At 40.3% G+C, this 24,209-nt stretch carries 18 protein-coding genes; 17 read left to right on the plus strand and 1 reads right to left on the minus strand.

Annotation, left to right across the window (positions count from 1 at the left end; all coding sequences use genetic code 11):
- Positions 1–2 precede the first annotated feature (2 nt).
- Both ACSQ6I_RS05750 and cobA read left to right on the plus strand, forming a co-directional pair.
- The gene (locus ACSQ6I_RS05750; RefSeq protein WP_438889410.1) at positions 3–734 is read left to right on the plus strand and encodes a sirohydrochlorin chelatase; all 732 of its coding nucleotides are present in this window, start codon (positions 3–5) and stop codon (positions 732–734) included.
- Positions 727–1,473 (plus strand): uroporphyrinogen-III C-methyltransferase, encoded by a 747-nt coding sequence (gene cobA / locus ACSQ6I_RS05755; RefSeq protein ID WP_438889411.1) that lies wholly within the window; start codon positions 727–729, stop codon positions 1,471–1,473. The genes ACSQ6I_RS05750 and cobA overlap by 8 nt, the downstream gene beginning before the upstream one ends.
- A gap of 17 nt (positions 1,474–1,490) precedes the next feature.
- Here cobA and ACSQ6I_RS05760 read toward each other — a convergent pair whose 3' ends face one another.
- Complete coding sequence (locus ACSQ6I_RS05760; RefSeq protein WP_438889412.1) at positions 1,491–2,516, minus strand: response regulator; 1,026 nt, start codon at positions 2,514–2,516, stop codon at positions 1,491–1,493.
- A gap of 1,240 nt (positions 2,517–3,756) precedes the next feature.
- On the opposite strand from ACSQ6I_RS05760, the gene ACSQ6I_RS05765 reads away from it, so the two are divergent.
- The 15 genes from ACSQ6I_RS05765 (at position 3,757) to ACSQ6I_RS05835 (ending at position 24,129) form a co-directional block, all read left to right on the plus strand.
- Positions 3,757–4,677 carry an RluA family pseudouridine synthase gene (locus ACSQ6I_RS05765; RefSeq protein ID WP_438889414.1) on the plus strand — a complete coding sequence of 307 codons (921 nt, stop codon included), beginning with the start codon at positions 3,757–3,759 and terminating at the stop codon, positions 4,675–4,677.
- Between the two features lie 646 nt (positions 4,678–5,323).
- Positions 5,324–5,845 carry a phycocyanin subunit beta gene (locus tag ACSQ6I_RS05770; RefSeq protein WP_438889415.1) on the plus strand — a complete coding sequence of 174 codons (522 nt, stop codon included), beginning with the start codon at positions 5,324–5,326 and terminating at the stop codon, positions 5,843–5,845.
- Between the two features lie 86 nt (positions 5,846–5,931).
- Complete coding sequence (gene cpcA, locus ACSQ6I_RS05775; RefSeq protein WP_438889416.1) at positions 5,932–6,420, plus strand: phycocyanin subunit alpha; 489 nt, start codon at positions 5,932–5,934, stop codon at positions 6,418–6,420.
- Positions 6,421–6,633: 213 nt separating this feature from the next.
- Positions 6,634–7,494, plus strand: coding sequence for a phycobilisome rod-core linker polypeptide (locus tag ACSQ6I_RS05780; RefSeq protein WP_438889417.1), 861 nt, complete (start codon positions 6,634–6,636; stop codon positions 7,492–7,494).
- 50 nt (positions 7,495–7,544) lie between these two features.
- Positions 7,545–7,790: a phycobilisome linker polypeptide gene (locus ACSQ6I_RS05785; RefSeq protein WP_438889418.1), complete on the plus strand. Its 246-nt coding sequence runs from the start codon at positions 7,545–7,547 to the stop codon at positions 7,788–7,790.
- Between the two features lie 11 nt (positions 7,791–7,801).
- Positions 7,802–8,632 carry a HEAT repeat domain-containing protein gene (locus ACSQ6I_RS05790; protein ID WP_438889419.1) on the plus strand — a complete coding sequence of 277 codons (831 nt, stop codon included), beginning with the start codon at positions 7,802–7,804 and terminating at the stop codon, positions 8,630–8,632.
- 81 nt (positions 8,633–8,713) lie between these two features.
- Positions 8,714–9,316: a HEAT repeat domain-containing protein gene (locus ACSQ6I_RS05795; RefSeq protein WP_438889420.1), complete on the plus strand. Its 603-nt coding sequence runs from the start codon at positions 8,714–8,716 to the stop codon at positions 9,314–9,316.
- Positions 9,317–9,353: 37 nt separating this feature from the next.
- The gene (locus tag ACSQ6I_RS05800; protein ID WP_438889421.1) at positions 9,354–10,193 is read left to right on the plus strand and encodes a phycobilisome rod-core linker polypeptide; all 840 of its coding nucleotides are present in this window, start codon (positions 9,354–9,356) and stop codon (positions 10,191–10,193) included.
- A gap of 35 nt (positions 10,194–10,228) precedes the next feature.
- Complete coding sequence (locus ACSQ6I_RS05805; RefSeq protein WP_438889422.1) at positions 10,229–10,972, plus strand: phycobilisome rod-core linker polypeptide; 744 nt, start codon at positions 10,229–10,231, stop codon at positions 10,970–10,972.
- A gap of 122 nt (positions 10,973–11,094) precedes the next feature.
- Entirely contained in the window at positions 11,095–11,856 is a 762-nt protein-coding gene (locus ACSQ6I_RS05810) for a phycobilisome rod-core linker polypeptide (protein WP_438889423.1), read from the plus strand.
- Between the two features lie 153 nt (positions 11,857–12,009).
- A complete protein-coding gene (locus ACSQ6I_RS05815; protein WP_438889424.1) occupies positions 12,010–12,627 on the plus strand; it encodes a DUF3859 domain-containing protein in 618 nt (205 codons plus the stop codon).
- A 2-nt stretch (positions 12,628–12,629) separates the two neighbouring features.
- Positions 12,630–14,333 carry an asparagine synthetase B family protein gene (locus ACSQ6I_RS05820; RefSeq protein ID WP_438889425.1) on the plus strand — a complete coding sequence of 568 codons (1,704 nt, stop codon included), beginning with the start codon at positions 12,630–12,632 and terminating at the stop codon, positions 14,331–14,333.
- Entirely contained in the window at positions 14,303–15,514 is a 1,212-nt protein-coding gene (locus tag ACSQ6I_RS05825) for a diaminopimelate decarboxylase family protein (RefSeq protein ID WP_438889426.1), read from the plus strand. Before ACSQ6I_RS05820 ends, ACSQ6I_RS05825 begins: the two co-directional genes overlap by 31 nt.
- A gap of 80 nt (positions 15,515–15,594) precedes the next feature.
- On the plus strand, positions 15,595–16,896 hold the full coding sequence (locus tag ACSQ6I_RS05830; protein ID WP_438889427.1) for a hypothetical protein: 1,302 nt from the start codon (positions 15,595–15,597) through the stop codon (positions 16,894–16,896).
- 363 nt (positions 16,897–17,259) lie between these two features.
- Entirely contained in the window at positions 17,260–24,129 is a 6,870-nt protein-coding gene (locus ACSQ6I_RS05835; protein WP_438889428.1) for a DUF4347 domain-containing protein, read from the plus strand.
- The last annotated feature ends 80 nt before the right edge of the window (positions 24,130–24,209 follow it).

Genomic DNA, 24,209 nt, shown 5'->3' on the forward strand with positions numbered 1-24,209 from the left:
CCATGTCATCTGCCTATCTTTTATTGTCTCACGGTAGTCGTGATCCACGTCCAGAGATTGCTATGCGGCAACTGGCAAAGCTTGTAAGTCAGAAGTTAGCAAATGGTGAAAATTTGGTAGGTATAGCGACCTTGGAGTTAAATATCCAACCATTACATCAGCAAATTCAACATTTTGCTAAAACGGCTTTGGCTTTAGGGTGTAAACGCCTAAAAATTGTCCCCTTGTTTCTAGTACCGGGAGTTCATGTGATGACAGATATTCCCGCAGAAGTTGCACTGGCTCAACAAGCACTTGGTGAAGATATAATCATTGATCTGAAACCGTATTTAGGTAATCACCCAGATTTAGAAAAATTCTTCACTCAAGCGATCGCTACTATAAAAGTAGAGGCAGCGATTTTGTTAGCTCATGGTAGCCGTCGTTCTGGTTCTCAACAGCCAGTAGAAACTATAGCCATGAATTTGGGAGCAGTAGCTGCTTATTGGGCTGTACCTCCTAGTTTAGAATCGAGGGTCAAAGAATTAATTGCTGCTGGTCATGAGCAAATTGCAATTTTGCCATACTTTTTATTCACTGGTGGGATAACAGATGCGATCGCACTGGCAGTAGAAGAGTTAAAATTACAATTCCCTGGAGTAACGTTCAAATTGGCACAGCCTCTAGGAGTAAGTACAGAAATAGCTGATTTAATTTGGGATTTAGCAACAGAAGGGGAAAAAGTTTTTGGGTAAAGTTTATTTAATAGGTGCAGGTCCCGGAGATCCCGGACTCATGACTCTCAAAGGGAAAGGTCTGTTGGAATGTGCAGATGTAGTTATTTATGATGCCTTGGTCAGTCCGGCAGTTTTGGCCATGATTAATCCCCACGCAGAGCAAATTAACGCAGGTAAGCGGATGGGGAGACATTCACTGTTGCAGGAAGAAACCAATCATTTATTGATTGAAAAAGCTCAGGATCATGCCATCGTCGTGCGCTTGAAAGGTGGAGATCCCTTTATATTTGGGCGTGGTGGCGAAGAAATGGCAGAATTGCTAGAAGCGGGAATTGATGTGGAGGTTGTGCCAGGGATCACAGCCGGAATTGCGGCGGCGGCTTATGCTGGTATTCCGCTTACTCATCGTCTGTATAGTTCATCAGTGACATTTGTAACGGGTCACGAATCTGCGGGTAAATATCGTCCGAAAGTCAACTGGCAAGCGATCGCACAAGGCTCAGAAACAATCGTGATTTATATGGGTATCCACAATCTACCTTATATCGTGGAACAACTTAGCATGGCTGGATTAAGTGCAGAGACACCAATTGGTTTGGTACGATGGGGTACTCGTCCAGAACAAGAAGAATTAATTGGTCAGTTAGGGACAATCGTCGAGCAAGTAGAAGAGACTGGTTTTAGCGCCCCAGCGATCGCAGTAATTGGATCGGTCGTGAAGATGCACAGTATACTGTCTGGGTGTCGTCCACAGTAGTCTCAAGCGAGCAAATTTTAAACCATGTGCTGAAAAATGATTCTCAGTAAATCACCTTGATTAACAGGCTTAGTCATGCAACCAGAAGCTCTCACTAGCTTGGCTTTAGCTCTATCTACTAAGCTAGGTTTTTCTGTCACCATAATCACCGGTGTATTTCTAAAAGATGCCTGTTTCCGCAATAAAGCACATATTTCATATCCATCTAAATTAGGCATCGTCGCATCCAACAAAATCATGTCTGGTTTGACGCGGAAAATTTCTACTAAAGCTTTTAAAGAATCTGTAACACCCATTACAGAAAATATTTGTTCATCTAAAAAACCTCTAATAGCATTTAAAACCACAGGGCTATCATCTACACAAAAAATAGTATAATTCTTTTTGCCAGTAGGTCGTGCATAACTTGGCTTATATCTGTCCGCAGTTACTGGTCTGTTACCGATTGGAGGTAATTGTACTTCAATTGTTGAACTTGTTTTTGGCTGATTATATTGCCAAAACTGCTCTGGAGATACTTTTACACCCGCTTCACACTTTTCAACTAATAAGCGCAAGTTCAAATGACAAAACTTGGGTAAATCATCCAGAAAACTCTCAGGGATAAACTCATAACTCCCTTCTTCTATTTTCAGAAATGAATCTAGAAACTCTAAAGACAATTGCTCAATCAGCATTGCGGCTTGTAAGGGGCTAAGATATTTCTCATTAACTAGCCAGCAAATAGCTAAATAATCTGGATTCGGTATTGTCTGATTTTCAACACCCTTTTCAAATATTGTCTGCAACTGCTCGTTAATCTCTCTAGGAAGAGTGGAATTGTGTTGACTTAACCGCTGTAAGTTTCTATATAGCGGCTCAAACATTTGCTCTGAGTAGCAGGCATAAATCAGCTTACCCTCTTGTACATATATTGACCAAGCCCCGGAAGTGCTAAATACTTGTAGACAACCAGTAACAGACTTACTGGTGATTTTTTTTAAGAGGGATAGGGGCTGTAGCTTTTGGAAAAATCTGTATCTACTTATAGGAAGCGTTTTCATTAGCACGGCTTTAACATCAAATAAAAATTTGCAAATTAGAATTTGTGAATCACCCGTTGGGGATTCACACCGGTCTTTTTGGACGTAGTGCCAGATCAAGATAGCGGTTTACATTGTGGTGAGTATAGCAAGCCTCTACTCTAAATACACAATACCCAACACCCCACACCCCGCTCCCAAATGTCAAAGGCTGAAAAACCCAGAAAAGAGTATGCCAAAAATCAGGCTGACTTTCTGTATTTTTCGCTAACCCGGCTCATCTAAGATTTTAAATCTCTTACTTTCTCGCAGTTGTTTAAAATCACACAGCTTTTCTTGCTGATCTAGGGGAGAGAATTTTCTACAACATAAATAACTGCTACAGTTACATAGACACAAACTATCTTCACTGTTATGGAGTTACGGTTTAGGGCTATTTTGCAGTTAGGTTTGAGGAGGACGGTAAATATCTAAAAAATAGCCATTTTTAGATAAATCGTAGATGCTCAATAATTACTTACTAAATTCAGGTTACTATAGATTTGTCAGAGAAATAAAAAAGTATTTTAAACCAATTATAAAAAATTGAAGTTAATAGTAAAAATAATTTTTTTCCTGATGAATATATTTTACCAGGTATTTCTCATGACATCAGATTGTATCTGATTAAAGTTACTAGTGATTATACCAATTTGAAAAACAATGGCGACAACTATCAAACTCAAATTTATTACAAGTAAATATCTCAGGCATAACCCAAAATTTAAAATGGTATTACACTCTATAATAGGTAATCTCCACCTAAAAAATCGCTTGTACTATGTTATCATCCGTAAATATTCAGGATAGAGAATACAACAGTCAGGAGAATAAAGGCTTTTTTAGTCAACTTTGATAATTTGGATAAAATCTCACTTCTCTCTATTCTTTATTTCATAAGCATTCTGACTTCTTGCCCTGAGCGAAGCCGAAGGGCTGAATTCTTACTATCATCCAGCGATTCCGGTCTAGTACGGTGTTTGTTTTATTCTTTTCAGCTTTAGTCATTAACTATCAGGATGTTTATGGATAATGCCATCATCTCAAAATCCTAAAATCTCACCTGGTACAGCATGGCAAAAATAACTATCCAGTCAAAAAATTTATTTCTTCTTCAAAAAAGCTGATAACACTTGCTTTCTTTCCTTCTGCTTCCAGCAAGACTGCCTCCTGCTTCATCAGTAACACTCTCACACATCTAAAAGTTTAAAATTAACCAATTGTGACCGCCATTAATCTCCTAGTCGAAGAAAAAAGTGAACGCCTGGATCGCTATTTGTCCGAAGAATTGCCAGATGTATCACGTTCCCGTGTGCAACAGTTAATTGAACAAGGTCATGTGCAGGTTAATAACAAGATTTGCACTTCCAAAAAGATTCATCTCAAAGCAGGCGATCGCATTTCCTTAAAAATTCCCGCAGTGCAACCTTTGAAATTGGTAGCAGAAGATATCCCCTTAGACATTCTCTACGAAGACGACCATTTAATAATTCTCAATAAACCCGCAGGTTTGGTAGTTCATCCTGCACCTGGTCATCCTGATGGAACTTTAGTCAATGCTTTATTAGCACATTGTCCCAATTTACCGGGAATTGGTGGTGTACAACGTCCGGGAATTGTTCACAGACTGGATAAGGATACTACGGGTGCGATCGCGATCGCTAAAACAGATATTGCTTATCAAAGCCTACAGGCACAACTGCAAGCAAAAACCGCCAAAAGAGAGTATTTAGGTGTGATTTACGGTGTCCCAAAAACGGAAAATGGTATTATTGACCTACCCATTGGTCGCAATCCCCAAGACCGTAAAAAAATGGCAATTATCCCCATTGAAGAAGGGGGAAGATCAGCAATCACCCATTGGCAAGTCCGAGAACGCCTCGGCAACTACACGTTAATCCACTTCCAACTAGAAACAGGACGTACTCATCAAATTCGTGTCCATAGCGCCAAACTTGGTCATCCTATCGTCGGTGACTCAGTTTATGGTGCTGGTCGTTCCGTAGGGGTAAATTTGCCTGGTCAAGCATTACACGCTTGGCAACTCAAGTTACAACATCCCATCTCTGGAGTTGCGATTGAAGTCACCGCAGATCTTCCCCATACATTTACAACTTTGCTCCAAGTTTTGCGCCGTAGGTGACTAAGAAGAAGAAAGGGCGCAGAGGAGAAAGTATTCCCCCCTTCCCCCTGCTTCTTCTGCCTCCTCATCCCCCCAGGGGGGAAATTTAGAGAGGTTCACAATAATTTTGAAAAAATTTATAAATGTAAATTTTACATTCTGTAACAAAAACTACTAAAAGCGGGAAAACAGTAAAAATCCGTCAAAGTTAGTTCTGATATGGATTTTTGGAATTATTAAGATAATCTTAACCGCTGAAAATTTTCTATTATTAACGAGTTTCATGAAGTTTTGTAACGAAAATATCAGACTTTTCTCAGTCAGACTCCTTGTATGTGAAGGATTTGAGGCTTTTCTTATTCCCTCAACTTATTTATTCATAATTTGTAACAAATAAAGGATCTATAGCATTGTATAAACATAAGCTGAAGGGGTTAAACAACAGACCAAAGTTAAACGATGCAACTAGTTCATTAGATTTGCGTGTTTCTCATAAAATTCACTCTGATTCTCATATTTATGGCTCATCATCATTGCCAAGGAAATGAGAACCCAAGTTGAGAGACAGTTTAATTGCAGTTCGTTGTCAGCCGTTTCTAAATTGATAAAACATCCGCAGTTTTAATCAAAACATCTCTCAACTAAGTAATTAGGAGATTTAGAGTCCATGACATTAGATGTATTTTCCAAGGTTGTTTCTCAAGCTGATGCTAGAGGCGAATTCCTAAGCATCGAACAACTAGATGCTTTAACCGCAGTTGTTAGCGCAGGCAGCAAGCGTTTGGATACAGTTAACCGCATCACCAGCAACGCTAAAGATATTGTTACCAACGCAGCTCGTTCTTTGTTTGAAGACGAACCTAACTTGATCGCTCCTGGTGGTAACGCTTACACCAACCGTCGCATGGCTGCTTGCTTGCGCGACATGGAAATCATCTTACGCTATGTTACCTATGCAGCATTGGCTGGTGACGCTAGTGTATTAGATGATCGTTGCTTGAACGGTTTGCGCGAAACCTACCAAGCTTTGGGTACTCCCGGTGCTTCTGTAGCTAAGGGTGTTGGCAAAATGAAAGATGCAGCAATCTCCATCGTTAACGATCCTAACGGTATCACCAAAGGTGATTGCAGCTCTTTAGTTTCTGAATTGGCTAGCTATTTTGATCGCGCTGCTGCGGCTGTTGCGTAATAACTTCAAATAGCCGATACGGCTAAAAGTTGGAGATTTTCTCCAAGTAAAAAAAAGCTAAGAAACAATTAAGGAGATAAGAAAACATGAAAACACCAATTACCGAAGCGATCGCAGCTGCTGATACCCAAGGACGTTTCCTGAGCAACACCGAATTACAAGCTGTTAACGGTCGTTTTGTACGTGCCGTTGCTAGTATGGAAGCTGCTCGTGGTTTGACAGCTAACGCTCAAAAATTGGTTGATGGCGCAACCAGTGCTGTATACCAAAAATTCCCTTACACCACCTCTACACCAGGCGCTCAATTTGCATCTGATAGCCGTGGTAAATCCAAGTGCGCTCGTGACGTTGGTCACTACCTACGCATCGTTACCTATAGCTTAGTTGCTGGTGGTACAGGTCCTTTGGATGAATTCTTGATTGCTGGCTTGTCTGAAATCAACAGCGCGTTTGATTTGTCTCCCAGCTGGTACGTAGAAGCTCTGAAGTACATCAAGAGCAATCATGGCTTGAGCGGTCAAGCTGCTAACGAAGCTAACACCTACCTTGACTACGCAATCAACGCTCTAAGCTAGATAGCGTCATGCCCGGAGAGGGATGCAAATGCTGGATGGAATCAACCCTACGGGGTTAGCCAGTGGTTCGTGGGGAAGTACCCAAGACCGCACTGGATCACCTAGCAGTTGGATCTCGCCCCGGGCATAGTTTTATGTAGGTATAAATAACAAGCTTTATTCAGCCAGCACTCGGTGACAAAAACCGTAGTGTAAATAAATAGGGGAAAAAAAATGGCAATTACAACAGCAGCATCTAGGCTGGGAACAGAGCCTTTTAGTGAGGCACGTCGAGTTGAACTGCGCCCCAACGCCAGCCGCGAAGAAGTCGAATTGGTGATCCAAGCCGTTTATCGGCAAGTCTTAGGAAACGACTATATCTTGGCATCAGATCGCCTGGTCAGCGCAGAATCACTGTTGCGCGATCGCAATTTTACAGTGCGTGAGTTCGTGCGGAGCGTTGCCAAATCAGAACTCTACAAAGCAAAATTTTTCTATAACAGTTTTCAAACCCGGTTGATCGAACTCAACTACAAACATTTGTTGGGTCGCGCACCATACAATGAGTCGGAAGTGACTTATCACCTAGACTTATATATTAACCAAGGTTACGACGCTGAAATTGACTCCTACATTGATTCTCAGGAGTATCAAAATAGCTTCGGCGAGAATGTAGTTCCCTATTATCGCGGGTTTGATTTTCAAGCTGGACAAAGTGCTGCTGGTTTTACCCGGATGTTCCGTTTATACCGTGGTTATGCCAACAGCGATACTGCTCAAGTTGAAGGCTCTAAATCTCGGTTAGCGCGGGAATTGGCTAGTAATACCTCTTCCTCAATTGTTGGTCCTTCTGGCAGCAACAATAACTGGAGTTTCCGTGCATCTGCGGATAATGCTCCTAAGCAAAATTTAGGTAATGCAGTAGGGCAATCGGATCGCACTTACCGAGTGGAAGTAGCCGGCATTCGCAGTCCAGGCTACCCCAGCGTGCGACGAAGCAGCACAGTATTTATTGTACCTTACGAAAGACTGCTAGACAAAATGCAGCAAATTCACCGTCTAGGTGGCAAAATCGTCAGCGTCATATCAACGTAAGGTAAATTGCTGTTTATCAGCAAAACTCATCAAGAGGAGATTTAGAAGTAATGTTCGGTCAAACCACACTTGGCGCTGGTAGCGTTTCTTCATCTGCAAGCCGGGTATTTCGTTACGAAGTTATAGGCTTGCGACAAAATCAAGAAACCGACAAGAATCAATTCAACATCCGTCGTAGTGGTAGCGTATTTATTACCGTACCCTACGGACGCATGAACGAAGAAATGCAGCGGATTACCCGTCTAGGTGGCAGAATCGTCAAGATTGAGCCGCTAACTTCAGCAGAGGAAAACTAAACGCCCTGGCAATGATAGAACCCAGTGCAGAACAACATTCTGCCGAAAACGGGCCACAGCTAACACCAGAGCTAGCAATCGCTAATCTGCAATCATCAGATTTAAGTCTCCGCTATTATGCTGCTTGGTGGCTGGGTAAGTTTCGAGTCAGTCAGCCAGAAGCTGTAGATGCACTAATAGCAGCGTTAGAGGATGAAGCCGACAAAACAGAACTTGGAGGTTATCCCTTACGACGCAATGCAGCCAGGGCGCTCGGTAAATTGGGTAACTCCAAAGCCGTACCAGCATTAATTAAATGCTTGGAATGCTCTGATTTTTATGTGCGTGAAGCAGCAGCCCAATCTCTGGAAATGCTGCGCGACACAACAGCAATACCAACACTGATTAAATTACTAGATGGGGGTGTTGCCCAGGCCATGCAAGTACCTGGTCGTCCTCATCTCACCCAGCCTTATGAAGCGGTGTTAGAAGCCTTGGGAGAACTTTGTGCAACTGAAGCTATAGACCTAATTAAGCCTTTTTTAAAGCATTCAGTCCCACGAGTACAATGCTCCGCAGCTAGAGCCATGTATCAACTCACACAAGACACTAGTTATGGTGAGCTATTGGTGAAAATGTTGGACGAAGGTGATTTAAAGTTGCGTCGCGTTGTTTTGGGTGACTTAGGGGCAATTGGGTATTTAGCAGCAGCAGAAGCGATCGCCCAGGCTAAAGCAGAAAATAGCTTCAAACTCATAGCCCTCAAAGGATTGTTAGAGCATCAACTTCTAGAAAAGTTAGATTCTTTGACTGTTTCTAATGAGGCAGTCCGGGTAATGAACCTGATGGATTCACTCTTATAGTCATTAGTCATTAGTTATTAGTCATTATTTAAATGATTAACAACCAATGACTATTGACTATTAATCATTGATGGTTGACCAATGACTGAGGAACTAATTCGTGCTGTCACTCTGGCAGAAACACCAGCCCAAATGGTGACAGCAGTCAAAAATCTGGCAGCAGCTAAAGATCCAGCCGCAATTTCCACCTTAATTGCCGTTTTCGGTTATAACAACCCAACAGCCGCAGTAGTGGCAGTAGATGGACTAACCGAATTGGGAGAAATAGCAGTACCCCAATTACTCGATCAAATAGATGATTATAACTATGGCGCACGGGCTTATTCGATTCGCACATTAGCAGCGATCGCAGATCCCCGTGCAATAGACGTATTAATCACAGTTGCAGCCACTGACTTTTCCCCCAGTGTGCGCCGTGCAGCCGCTAAGGGACTCGGCAACTTACACTGGCATAAGTTAGATTTTCCCGAAAATCTCACCGCTATCAACCGCGCCTTAGATACACTGCTGTTCATTTCCCAAGATACAGACTGGTCAATTCGTTATGCTGCCGTTGTCGGTTTACAAGCTTTAGCAAAAATTGCCGAAGTACGACAGTCCATCATGACTAGACTCCAAGAAATGCTGGCTACTGATGTTGAAAAGGCAGTTCGCGCCCGCGTACAGTTGGCTTATAGTCAATAAGTTGCTTTTTATAGCATAAAAAAAGGTAAAAGTAAAGATGTCAATACCACTGTTAGAATATTCACCCTCCTCCCAAAATCAGCGGGTAGATGGCTACGAAGTACCCAACGAAGATACACCAACCATTTATCGCTTAAATACTGCTACCTCAGATGCAGACATTGATGCCATCATCTGGGCAGGATATCGGCAGATTTTTAGTGAACACCTAATTTTAGAAAGCTATCGTCAAAGCTTTTTAGAATCGCAACTGCGGAATCGGGCAATTAACGTCCGCGATTTTATCCGGGGTTTGGGTAAATCAGATGTGTACCGTACCCAAGTAGCAGACACAAACTCCAACTATCGCTTAGTTGACATCACCTTAAAGCGGTTTTTAGGAAGGGCTGCTTACAACAAAGACGAAGAAATTGCTTGGTCTATTGTTATTGCTACCAAAGGTTTACATGGCTTCATTGATGCCTTGTTAGACTCTAGCGAATACTTGGAAAATTTTGGTGATGACATCGTACCTTTCCAACGTCGCCGTTACGGTTCCAGACCTTTTAACCTGGTTAATCCCCGGTACAATCAATATTGGCGTGATACCCAAAACATCCGGGGAATGGCTGGTCGTTCCTTCTACAGCACCCGTACCTCAGGAACTCTAACCACAGACGATATTCGGAAGGCAATTCCTGCTAACTTCTTTGCAATGGCAGGGAAAATTATCACCACTGAACGTAACTATCAGCGCATAATGTCCTCAGTTAGTTCTCAAATCACCACAATGGAGATTCCCAACACCACCCGCGAGATAGGTACAGAACAACCAACTGTTAAACCAGTTGCAGTTGCTTTGCCTTATCGTTACATACCTGGCAACCAGATGAATTAGAACTGACAACTCACAAATCACAAAAACCCTGAAATATGGCAATACCTTTACTAGAATATAAACCCAGTTCTCAGAACCAGCGTGTTTCTGGTTACGAAGTTCCCAACGAAGACACCCCCAAAGTTTACCGCATAGAAGACTCTGCTGCGGGTGGTGAAGTCGAAGAATTAATTTGGGCAGCTTATCGGCAGTTGTTCAGCGAACACGTGATTCTGAAATTCTACCGCCAGATTAATTTAGAATCTCAGGTGAAGAACAAAGCTATCACCGTGCGCGACTTTATCCGAGGTTTGGCTAAATCTGAAGCCTTCCAAAGTTTGGTAATTCAGACTAACTCCAACTACCGCTTAGTAGAACTGGGACTAAAGCGGTTGTTAGGTCGTGCGCCTTACAACAAAGATGAAGAAATCGCTTGGTCAATCAAAATTGCTACCGTCGGTTGGGGTGGTTTTGTTGATGCTCTGCTAGATTCTGAAGAGTATCAAAGCAGCTTTGGTGAAAATATAGTTCCCTACCAACGCCGACGTTATAAAGATAGACCGTTTAATTTGGTAACACCACGCTACGCTAACTACTGGCGTGACAAACTGGAAGATGCACGGTATAAGCCCGGTAGTATTAGTGACTTCATGAAAATGGCTTCTTCCGTTAGTATCAGAACTGTCACTTATACACCAGTTAGTACAGCTAACATTAAAATTCCTGATACCACCAGGGAAACAGTACCCCAAGGTATTCCTGTTTCTATCAGTCCTAGTGCCAGTTTCCCTGTGCGCTAAATCTGGTAAATAGGTGTGTTACCTAATGCGGGAAAATAGTTAAAGCGTGAATGAGGAAGTTGAGTAATCAATCCTGTTTCCGTTTTCAAAGTCGAATTTATTAACAAGAGGAAAGACGCAGCATGGCACTGCCATTACTTCAATACAAACCAAGCAGTCAAAACCACCGGGTTAGCAGCTTCGGCGTTGCTGACACAAATGAAGATACTCCATATATCTATCGCTTAGAAGATGTTAGTTCTTACACTGACATTCAAAGCATCATTTGGGCAAGTTATCGCCAAGTTTTCAGCGAACATGAAATTCTCAAGTTTAACCGTCAAGGAACTCTAGAATCTCAACTGAAAAATGGCTCTCTTTCAGTCCGGGATTTTATCCGGGGTTTAGCTCAATCTGAGGCTTTCTATCGTTTAGTTGTTTCTGTTAACAACAACTACCGTTTAGTAGACATCACCCTCAAGCGCTTATTGGGTCGTTGTGCTTACAACAAAGAAGAAGAAATTGCTTGGTCTATTGTGATTGGTACCAAGGGTTTCAGCGGCTTTGTTGATGCTTTAGTAGACAGTGAAGAGTACAGCAACAGCTTTGGCGATAATACTGTACCTTACCAACGCAAGCGCGGAGTAGGTCGTCCCTACAACTTGGTGACTCCTCGCTATGGTGTAGACTTCCAAGAAACAGCAGGTACAGTCAGAACCGACTGGCGCTTCACTGTGGAGAAATACTACACTCGCAAGGCGCAAGAAAAGCGCATGGCAGAAGGAGATCCTCGCAAATTTGCAGATTTGGCTGCGTCAGTATCTGCTAAGGGTAACTACGCACAAAAACTGTCTGCATTTGACATTGATTACCTGAATGCAGTTCCTTATCGTGGTAGACGCTAAGATTCATAGTCTGATTACGTGACATCTTCTACTGGGTCTGGTTTTTACATTAATATGACAACAGGTTTGCAGGTTTTCTGTTGACTAGGTGTGATGTTAAGTGAAAACTAGACCTTTTGAATGGTAATTGGTAATTGGTAATTGGAAAAAGCAATGAATCAGCGACTTACTCAAGAGCAATTAAATCAAATCATTGCTGAAGTGCAAGGATTGCAATCGCGTCGAGAAGCAGAACTTGACCAACAGCAAGTTAGAGAAATTTTACAAGATTTGAATTTAGCACCAGAGTTATTAGATGAAGCTTTGATTCAATTACGTCGTCGTCAAGCTTTGGAAGTGCAGCAACGTCGAAATAAGTTGATTATTTCTGGGGTGGTTGCGACTGTTATAGTAGTTATCGCATCAACAATATTTTTTAATCAACAGCAAACTTCTTTATTAGCTAATGTTTCTGCACAACAAGACCGCATTACTTTAGCCGATAATGCTAATCTTAAAACTATCTCTCGGCAAACTAATTCAGAAGTTTTTTATCGTGTGGCTTTGAAAGATGCACCTATAGGTAAAAAGCTATCTCTTGCTTGTAATTGGATTGACCCTAGTGGTCTAATTGTTAAGCAAAATAAATATCAAACCCGTGAGGTTAAAACTTCGCCGTGGGATACTTACTGTCGTTATACTATTAATTCTGCTGCACCTGTTGGTGATTGGAAGGTGGAAATGTTTCTCGAAGGTAGGAAGATTAGCGATGAAACATTTGCGGTTCAATAGTTATGTTTCCCTATAATTTTATTGGGTATTGGGGTGAAGAAAAACAAGATTTTTTCTCGCAGAGGCGCAGAGGCACAGAGAGAGGAGGTAAGGAGGGGAAGTTTGTTTGGAATGTTGTTTATATTGGGTGTGAGTCTGTAGCTTCGTTACCGGAAGATACTATTGCGGGTATTTCTGCGGCTGGGGTTTTTGATAATCTTGATGTTTGGGTAAGGTTGGAAGAGGATAGATTGATTTTGGGTAGGGAACCTTTTGGAAAGGTTTCTTTATTTTGGACTCAGCAAGGAGGGGTGATTTGGTTTGCTTCTCAGTTACAATTACTTTTAGAAGTTATTGAAAAACCGGAAGTTAGTATTTCGGGTTTATATGGTTATGGTTGTTTTTCTTATGTTCCTAATCCTCTGACACCTGTTAATGAAATCTTTGCTATATCTGCGGGTACTGAGGTAGTTTGGGAAGATGTGGGTTCTCCTCAATTCCGCAATATTTATCAATGGTGTGAATCAAAGGAAGATATTCAGGATGAAAATACCGCAGTTTCTCAATTACAAGTTTTATTGAAAAATTCGGCAGAAAAGCAAGTTGCTGATTTAGAAGATGAACCTGTGGGGGTTTTTCTTTCTGGGGGTTTAGATTCTTCGGTTGTCGCGGCTTTGTTGGTAGAAGCTGGGGTCAAAGTTCGCGCTTACACTTTAGATTTTGGGAAGTTTGGTATTTCTGAATATCCTTATGCAGAAAAAGTGGCAGAATTTCTCAATATTCCTTTAGTTAAAGTTGACGCAAGTCCAAAGAATATTAAAAATGCTCTTGTTCCTACTATTAAAGCTTTAGATTTACCTTTTGGTGATGGGGTGACTGTGCCTTTATATCTCCTTAATCAAGTTGCTAGTCAGGAAACTCAGGTGATTTTTAATGGTGAAGGTGGTGATCAATTATTTGCAGGTTGGACTAATAAGCCTTTAATTGCTGCTGGTATTTATCAAGGGGAACATCCTAATAAAGCAGAAGGTTTTATTCAACAATATCTCCGCACTTTCCATCGTTTTTGGGGGTATGAAGGGAGGGTTTATCAGCCAGATGTATATGCACAGATTCAAGGTTTAAATGCTCAGAAATGGCTTTTGGATGCTCTGGATATTCATTTTTGCCCTTCTTTACTGCATCGTCTCCGTCGTGCCAGTTTGATGTTAAAAGGAGCGCAGAATATCCATCCTCGTGCGACTGCGTTGGGGTTTGCTCATGGGTTGGGAGTGCGATCGCTCTTTTGTGATTTAATTTTAGCAGAATGGACTTTTCAGCTATCTGGTGAACTCTGTTTACACGGTGCTTGTGAGAAATATATCCTGAAACGTGCAGTAGAAAATTGGCTACCACCGGAAATCGTTTGGAGACAAAAGCGGGGTATGGGTGTTCCCTTAACCTCCTGGTGTTTAAATGATTTTTGGCATGACATCGGTAATTGGTTAAATCCAGGTATACTAAAGGCAGAAAATATTTTTTACCCTGATATTGCATCACAAATTGTTACAGGACAATTAGGAGGAGCAACTCAAGGACGACGTGTGGGTGAGAGTCTTTGGTTACTGGTAATGTGGCAACTTTGGCGTAATCACGTTTTTGGTGAAAAATTAGGTACAAAGTCTTGGAATCATCCATTTATCTTACCTAACTGGTTATGGAAAAAGTACAAGCAATTCCAAATTTAGAACTCAAGCTTGCTCAGGAGTTATTGGAAATTTACGGTTCTCCTTTGTATGTTTATGATAGCAATATTTTACGTCAAACTATTTCACGTATTACTAAAGCTGTTAATTATCCCCAAACGAAGTTTCATTTCGCTAGTGTAACCAATGGCAATATTGCATTATTAAAGATATTTAAAAACGCTGGTTGGGGACTTCATGCTAATACCCCAGGAGATATTTATTTGGGTTTAAATGCGGGTTTTCATCCTCGTGATATTGTTTATAGTGGCAGTAATTTAAATCACCAGGAAATGTCCCAAGTTTTAGATTGGGGTGTGACTACTCTCAATTTAGATAGTATTTCTCAGTTACGTTTGTTGTGTGAGGTTTTTTTGTCTCACGCAGAGACGCAGAGACGCGGAGAGAAAGAGGAGTTACTTATTGGTTTACGTTTGAATGTTTCGGAAGATAGTCGTATTGGTGTGCGTACTGAGGAATTTTCTCAAGCTGTTGCTATTACTAATGCAGCAGGTTTAAAGATTTCAGGTTTACATTTTTATCGGGGAACGGGAACTAATGCAACAGATGCTTTTACGGTTGTTATTGATAATGTTTTAGAAACTGCACAAAAATTACCAGATTGGCAATATTTAGATTTTGGTGGTGGTTTTGGTTATCCATATCATCGTCAAGGTGCGGCTTTTAATTGGGAAATATTTGGAGATGAGTTAAGTAAGAAAATTGGGAATTTAGATAAAAAAATAAATTTGCTTATTGAACCTGGACGCGCTGCTATAGCTGGTTGTGCCACTATGTTAGCTAAGGTTGTATCTGTGAAATGGCAAGGGGAAAAACAAATTATTGGTGTTGATTCTACTATTGCTAATCTTTCTGTACCTTCTGTACATGGTGGTTATCGGGAAATTGTTACTTGGAAAAATTCAACTTCCGAAAGTTATATAACTGATGTTTGTGGAAATACAACTTATTCACGAGATTATTTAGGAAAAAATTGTCAACTTCCCGCTTTAGAAATTGGTGATATTATTGCTATCTTAGATGTTGGTGCTTATGGTTATGCTATGTCTTCACATTTTTTACATCGTCCTAAACCAGCAGAAGTGTTATTAGAAAATGGGACACATCGCTTAATTCGCAATCGGGAAGATTACAGCATTTTACTGAATAATCAAATAATCTAAATACTGCTTACTTTCTTTGCCTCTTTACATGAAATAATTTACCTGATCATACTTTAAATTGTAAAAAAATACTCTAAACTATGAAATGTATTAATTGCGGAACTGATAATAATCTCAAAGACAGGACAGCAAATCAAGGAAGATGTAAACAATGTAATCATCCTTTTGCTTTTGAACCAACAGCAATGGGAACTGTGAAAATTACAGATTCTATGTTTGCTAAAGTTATTGCTGATATTTCTGCTAATAACACTTTATATTTTACACCAAAACAATTTTTATATTTTTTAGATAATCGTATCCGTAAAAAAGGATTTAAAACAAGTTCATTTATCCCCATATATTTGTTTTTGAATATTTGGGTAACTGGCTTTGTTGGAGGAATGACGAGTGCTTTTTTACCAAATTCTTTTCTAGTTGCTAACTTACTTTATCAAGCAGGTACAATCTTTTATTTATTTAATAAAACTAAGTCTAGTAAATTAACCAATGCTAGTAGGAAAGCAAGTGCTAAATCATTACAATTTATAGGTATACTAATTCTAGTAGTAGGAATATTGTCCAGTTTGTTTGTATTTAATTCTTTTATTCTCTTTTTTATTGTTGTAATTTTAGGAATGTTGTCAATATTCTTAGGAACTCGACAGTTAGGGAAAGTAGGAAATTTACCACAAGAATTGTTAGTTACCCAATCATATTTAGATAGTTGGTTGGAAAGATGGCAACAAATTAATGGTACACTTGATAAAGTTTTACCTGTACCACAAGAGAAAATTACACCTGTAGCTATTAACCCAGATGTTACTGTTTACAGTTTTGATAGGTTAATTGTTTGTGATAGTGCTACTATTGCTCAATTATTAATCGCTAATAACTTCCATTTTGAAAATAATTGTGCAATCCTCAGTATTAATGGTTATCCTCAAAGCATTTTTGAGACAACAATGGAAATGCTACGACGCAACCCCAATTTACAAGTTTTTGCTATTCATGATAGTAGTCCTAAAGGTGTGAGTTTAGTGCATCGTCTCCGCACCAGTGATAATTGGTTTTTAAATAGTGCTGTAAAAATTATTGATGTGGGTTTATTTCCTCGTCAAATTCTTGCAAATAAGCGGGGAATGTTTATACAAAATACAGCTTATTTAGCTAAAAAATCAATAGAATTACCTTTAGAAATTCGTCAGACTTTATCTGCTGAAGAGTTAGCTTGGTTAGATGCTGGTAATTCTGTGGAATTGGAATCTTTCACTCCGCAAATGTTGATTAAAGTCCTGCGGAGTGGTATTTCTGGAAGTCTAAATTTAGAAACGGATGATAATAGTATGATTTTAATTGGTGATTCTGGCAATGATATTTATATAGTGGAAAGTTTTGGTTGAATAAAATATATTGCTATATACAATCCAGGCTATTTTAACGGTGTTTTTTCTTGATTACAGTATTAATACTAAGGCTTTTAGGAGGAAATATAACCGATCTTCCGCACCCTCAACTGTCACAATCGGTTTTTACTGTTTTTTGTGATGATATAAAGCTATATTATATACTAATACCCAAAGAATTAACGGTTGCTGGATGCTGGAAAAGCATAATTTGTATCCGAAAATCAAGTGATAATACTATGTGACACCCCAGGGTGCGGAATGTGGGATATAAGTATGTACTAGCAAATGTACTGATGTTGTTATCTGTGTATAAGTAAGATAATTTTGATTAAAAGTCATTTCCTATACAGAACTTCCATGATGCCGTCTCATCTACTTGATTCCCAAGCGATCGCCCTGATCAATGCTAACGATGACAGCCAATCTCTAGTTATAATTGATTCTGGTCTACAAGACTTTGCGGTTTTGCTATCAGGCGTTAAAGAGGAAATAACAGCGATTCCTACGGAGCGCTTCGCTATCGCTCTTAACCCAGAATTAGACGGAATTCAGCAAATCACAGAAATTTTAGAACAGTTCCAGAGAATCACCACACTTCATATTGTTTCCCACGGTTCTCCAGGATGTCTATATTTAGGTAATAGTCAACTCAATTTAGATAACTTCAATAACTACGCTGCAAAACTGCAAACTTGGAAACCAGTATCTATCCTCATTTATGGCTGTAATGTAGCTGCTGGAGATGCTGGTGAAGAATTTATCACCAAACTACACCAAACCACAGGCGCAAAAATCGCTGCATCTACTACGCGCACTGGCAACACAGCACTAGGAGGAAACTGGAAACTAGAAAAAACAACTGACGAAATGACGATTCAGTTAGCTTTTCAGCCAGAGGTAATGGCAAATTATCAAGGTGTACTAGCAGATGGACAACTTGACCCCAGCTTTGGTGGCGGCGATGGCATCGTTACTACAGATTTTGGCGGTTACGAACAAGCCAGAAGCGTAACAGTCCAGTCAGATGGTCAGCTATTGTTACTAGCACAGACATCTGGAGGAGATACTCTAATCCGCTACAACCCAGATGGCACAATCGACAATACCTTTGGTTTCGGAACAGGAAGAGTTTACACAGGAACAGGCTTAGGCAATGCCGTCAGTGTGAAGCTACAGTCAGACGGTAAAATTCTCGTCTTAAGCAATAATTACAACGGTGGCAACCAAGATATGGTGGTGACGCGCTACAACCCCGATGGTAGCCCAGATAACACCTTTAGTAACTTTGGTAAAGCAACCATAGATTTTGGTGGTTATGAAAATGCTAAGACCTTAATCGTACAACCAGATGGCAAAATTCTCGTCGCTGGAGATAGTAACGGTCAAGTCGTCATCACTCGCTATCTCAGCAGTGGAGTAATTGACACTAGCTTCGGTAACGCTGGTAAACTTAACACTTATTTCCCCAATGGTGACGTTACAAATTATATTGCCCTACAAGCCGATGGCAAAATCGTCGCAGTCAGTAACAGCTACAACTATTCCAGCGGAAACAATGATATTTATCTAACACGCTTCAACTCAGATGGCACTGTAGATTATAGCTTTGGCAACTACGCACCAGTCATTACCAATTTGGGTGGTTATGAAAGTAAGGTCAACGTAGCTATACAAGCAGATGGCAAAATTGTCGTTGCTGCTTTGACTGACATGGGTGGTCAAACACAAATTGGGGTAGTTCGCTACAACATCAATGGCACATTAGACACATCTTTCGGTGGTGGTGATGGTATAGTTACCACCCCAATAAATTCTTACAGTTATGGCATGAACAATCTGAGCTTGGCAGTAGATACAAGCGGTAGGATTGTAGTTGCTACAAACACATATACCAACAGTAACGATAATATCGTCGTAGTTCGCTACAAACCTGATGGCGCACTTGACACTAGCTTTGATGGCGATGGTATTGCTAACAATGACTTAAATAACAATAGTTACGACAGAGCAACAGCTTTGGCATTGCAAGCAGACGGTAATATTGTCGTAGTTGGTAGTACCTCTAGCTACAATGGCGATGATATTGCAATTGTGCGCTATTTGGCAGGTAGTATCAGTGGCGGCGGACAGCTAGATACTAGCTTTAGTAGCGATGGCATCGTTACTACAGATTTTGGCGGATATGAAGAAGCCAGAAGCATCGCCATGCAGTCAGACGGCAAGCTATTGGTACTAGCATATACGTCTAGTATGGGTGATACTCTCATCCGCTACAACCCAGATGGCACCATTGACAATAGCTTTGGTTTCGGGAGCGGCAGAGTTTACACAGGAACAGGCTCAGGCAATGCCGTCAGTGTGAAGCTACAGTCAGATGGTAAAATTATCGTCTTGAGCAACAATTACAACGGTAGCAACTATGATATGGTGCTGACGCGCTATAACGCTGATGGCAGCTACGACAATAATTTTGGTAGCTACGGTAAAGCAAGCATAGATTTTGGTAGTTACGAAAATGCCAAGACCTTAATCATACAGTCAGATGGCAAAATTCTTGTAGCTGGAGATAGTAACGGTCAAGTCATAATTACTCGCTATCTCAGCAGTGGAGTAATTGACACTACCTTTAGTAACTTTGGTAAAGTTACAAGTATTCTATCTAACGGTGATGTTACTAATTATATTGCCCTGCAAGCCGATGGCAAAATTGTCGTAGTTAGTAACGGTTACAATAGTTACACTTACAGCTACGATATTTCTCTCAGTCGCCTCAACGCAGATGGTAGTCTTGATACCAATTTTGGTAACTACGGAAAAGTCAACACTAATCTCGGTGGATTTCATAACAAAGCCAACGTAGCTGTGCAAGCAGATGGCAAAATTGTCGTCGCCACTTTGACTGACAGCGGTGGCCAACAGCAAATTGGCGTAGTCCGTTACAACGTCAATGGTACATTGGACACTACCTTTGGTGGTGGTGACGGCATCGTTCTTACCCCACTTAATCTCAATAACTACTACGGGACTTCTGGCCCCAACAATGTCAGTTTGGCGTTTCAGTCGGGTGGCAAAATTCTGATCGGGACTACTGCATACAATGGGAACAATACCGATTTTGCCTTAGTGCGGTATAACTCAGATGGTAGCCTGGACACCAGCTTTGATAGTGATGGCATCGTTCTTAGTAACTTAGGTAATAACAGCTATGAAAGAGCTACCAGTTTATTAGTGCAAGCAGATAGCAATATTGTGGTAGCTGGCAGCACTAATAACAACAATGGTACTGGTGATGATATTGCCATAGTGCGTTACTTGGGTGCTGGTGGTAGTACTGGTGGCGCACCTGGACAACTAGATTCTAGTTTTAGTGGTGATGGTAAGGTAACAACTGATTTTGGCTTTTATGAACGGGCTGAGAGTCTAGCAGTACAATCTGATGGTAAGTTAGTAGTCCTCGCAAGTACCTCTAGTGGTAATACCTTAATTCGCTACAATCTTGATGGCACTATTGATACTAGCTTTGGTGGAAATGGCTCAGTTCCCTATATTGGAGGCGGCTTCATCGCTAGTGCAGTAACAGTTCAGTCTGATGGCAAAATCCTGGTTTTGAGCGGTAATAGCAACGGTAGCAATCAAGATATACGTTTGGAACGCTACAACTCCAATGGTAGTATCGACTCTAGCTTTGGTAATTTTGGCAAAGCAGTGTTTGATTTTGGCGGTAATGAATATGCCAAAAACCTAATTGTACAATCAGATGGCAAGATTCTGGTAGCAGGTGAGAGCAACGGTCAGGTGTTGTTAACTCGCTATCTTGCCACTGGAGTAATTGATAATACTTTTGGCAGTGGCACTGGCAGAGTCTTCACTAATTTGCCCAGTACCGAAATCAGTAATTATATTGCCCTGCAAAGCGACAATAAGATTTTGGTTGTCAGTCGCAGCTATAGCAATGACATTGTGTTGAAGCGAATCAACCAAGATGGCAGTGTCGATAATAGCTTTGGCAATTACGGTGAAGTTATTACTAATCTGGGTGGTTTTGAGAATCCCAAAACTGTTGCCGTTCAAGCAGATGGCAAAATTTTAGTTGCTGGTTGGACAGATTTTAGTGGTCTGCAAATTGCCCTAGTCCGCTACAATTCTAATGGTACTTTAGACACTAGCTTTGGTGGTGGTGATGGGATTGTTACTACACAACCCAATATCAACTACGCTTACAGTAATACTTACTCTTCACTTAACCTAGCAATACAATCAAGTGGCAAGATTATCCTAGCGGGTACTATCTACAATATCGCTGCTGCTAACAGTGACCTACTAGCGATCCGATATAACATTGATGGTACTATTGATACCAGCTTTGACGGCGATGGCATTGTCACTACTAATATCAATGGTAACGGATTCGACTACGGCAAAACTTTAGCATTACAGGCAGATGGTAATATTGTCGTTGGGGGCTATACCTCGAATGGTGCTAATGACGATATTGCCCTAGTGCGCTATTTTGGCGGTAGTAGCTCTACCACCAATCAAACACCTATCAGCCTTAATCTCAGCAATAGCATCATCGCTGAAAATCAAGCTTTTGGTACAATTATCGGTGATTTTACCACTACTGACCCCAATATTGGTAATACCTTTACCTATAGTTTGGTTGGCGGTTCAGGTTCAGTAGATAACGGGCTTTTTAATATCAGTGGTAATCAACTTAAATCTAATGCCAGCTTTAATTACGAAGGAAAGAATAGTTATAGTATTCGAGTACGTACTACGGATCAAGGTGGATTATTCTACGAAAAACAGTTAATAATTAACATTGCTAATGTTAATGAAACCCCTACAAACCTGACTATTAGTAATAGCAACGTTGCGGAAAATCAGGCAACTGGTACGGTTATCGGGGCTTTAAATACTATTGATCCCGATGCAAGTAATACCTTTACTTACAGTTTGGTCGCTGGTACAGGATCAACAGATAACGCTCTCTTTACTATTAGTGGTAATCAACTCAAATCTAATGCTATTTTTGATTATGAAAGTCAGAATAGTTATAGTATTCGGGTACGTACCACAGATCAAGGTGGATTATTCTCAGAAAAACAATTAACTATTGGGATTACCAATGTTAATGAAACACCGACAAACCTTACTCTTAGTAATAGCAACGTTGCAGAGAATCAGGCAGTTAGTACAGTTATCGGGACATTAAATACCACCGATCCTGATACTGCTAATACCTTTACCTATAGTTTGGTTGCAGGTACAGGATCAACAGATAACGCCTTATTTGCTACCAGTGGTAATCAACTCAAATCTAATGCTATTTTTGATTATGAAAGTCAGAATAGTTATAGTATTAGGATACGTACCACGGATCAAGATGGATTATTATACGAGCAACAATTAACCATCGGTATTACTAATGTTAACGATGCACCAACTGATTTGACTATTAGTAATAGCAATGTTGATGAAAATTCAGCAGTGGGAACATTAATTGGTAATCTGAGTACCAGTGATGCTGATCTAGGTGATACTCACACCTATGAATTTGTCTTACCTGATAACTCCTTAGAAACTACTTACAGCCAGTTTCAAATTGTCGGGAATCAGTTATTAGTCAATGGTTCTTTGAACTACGAAAACACACCCAGTTATAACCTCATCATTCGTACCACTGACTCACAAGGATTATTTTTTGATCAAGGCTTTTCTATTACTATTAATAACCTTGATACCGTTATTAACGGTACATCTGCCAATGAAAGCTTTAACACTACAGATGAAAAAGATATCATTGATGCAGTTGGAGGCAACGATAGTATTAATAGTACCTTTGCTAACTTACAACAAAATGACACAATCAATAGTAATAGTGGCACAGATACCTTAATTGTTAGTGGAGGATCTGTAACTGATGGTCTAACAATTGATTTAAATAATTTCACAAATCAATTGTTAAATATAACTGGGACTACCGTATTAAACTTTGAAGTTTTTGATTTCAATAGTTTTGTTGGTAGTGTGAATTTTACCGGAAATAGCCTCAATAATTATATTAAAGGTGGATCTGGAAATGATACCTTTAACGGTGGTGCAGGTGCAGATACATCAATTGGTGGTTTAGGAAATGATGTCTATTATGTTGATAATGTCGCAGATATCGTTACTGAATTAGCAAGTGAGGGAACAGATACGGTTTATAGCACTATCAAATACACATTAGGCGCTAATCTCGAAAACCTCATCTTGCAAAGTACAACTGCTATTAATGGCACTGGAAATGCGCTCAACAATAGCATAACAGGTAATATTGCAGCTAATACTCTCAATGGTTTGTTAGGTGCAGATACATTAATTGGTGGTGCGGGTAATGATGTCTATTATGTTGATAATGCAGGGGATACCGTTACTGAATTACTAAATGAAGGTACTGATACGGTTTACAGCACTATTAGCTACACCTTAACTGGTAATGTGGAAAAACTCATCTTACAGGGTACAACTGCTATCAATGGAACCGGAAATGAACTGAACAATACCCTTACAGGTAATAGTGCTGCCAATACCCTCATTGATGGAGTTGGAAACGATACCTTGAATGGTGGAACAGGTGCAGATACATTTATTGGTGGTGTAGGTAATGATATCTACTATGTTGATGATTCTGGGGATATTGTTACTGAGTTACTGAATGAGGGTACAGATACTGTTTATAGCACTGTCAGCTATACCTTAGTTAGTAATGTCGAAAAACTCACATTACAGGGAACGACTGCTATCAATGGTACTGGAAATGCTCTCAACAATACCATTACAGGTAATAGTGGGGACAATATTCTCATTGGTGATTTAGGTAATGATACCCTGACAGGATTAACAGGTGCAGACCAATTCACCGGAGGTAAAGGTAATGACACCCTCAATCTGGGTTTAAATGATGGAGTTACAGATATTGTTAACTATGGCTTCGGTGATGGGATTGATAAAGTCTATCAGTTTGTGCGTGGTGGTTTAGATGTGGGTGGCGATCGCTTACAATTTACTGGCATTACTAATATTGATGTGATCACTAACGGTTCTAATACAGAACTGCGTGTTAGTGATGGTATTTCTGGTACTGCTACAGGTCAATTATTAATGACTTTGTATTCTACTACTGGTTTTACAGCTAGTGATGTCAATGTCAATTTGTTTGGTGCTAATTTCTTGTTTAGCTAGAGTAAACCTCCAATTAGGACTTAATTAATAGAAGTCGGGGGTCTGGTTTATCTTGGAGTTAAGATCCCCTACTTCTTTTT

The organism is Anabaena sp. WFMT (assembly GCF_051781005.1).
In the GTDB taxonomy this organism is placed as follows: domain Bacteria; phylum Cyanobacteriota; class Cyanobacteriia; order Cyanobacteriales; family Nostocaceae; genus Anabaena.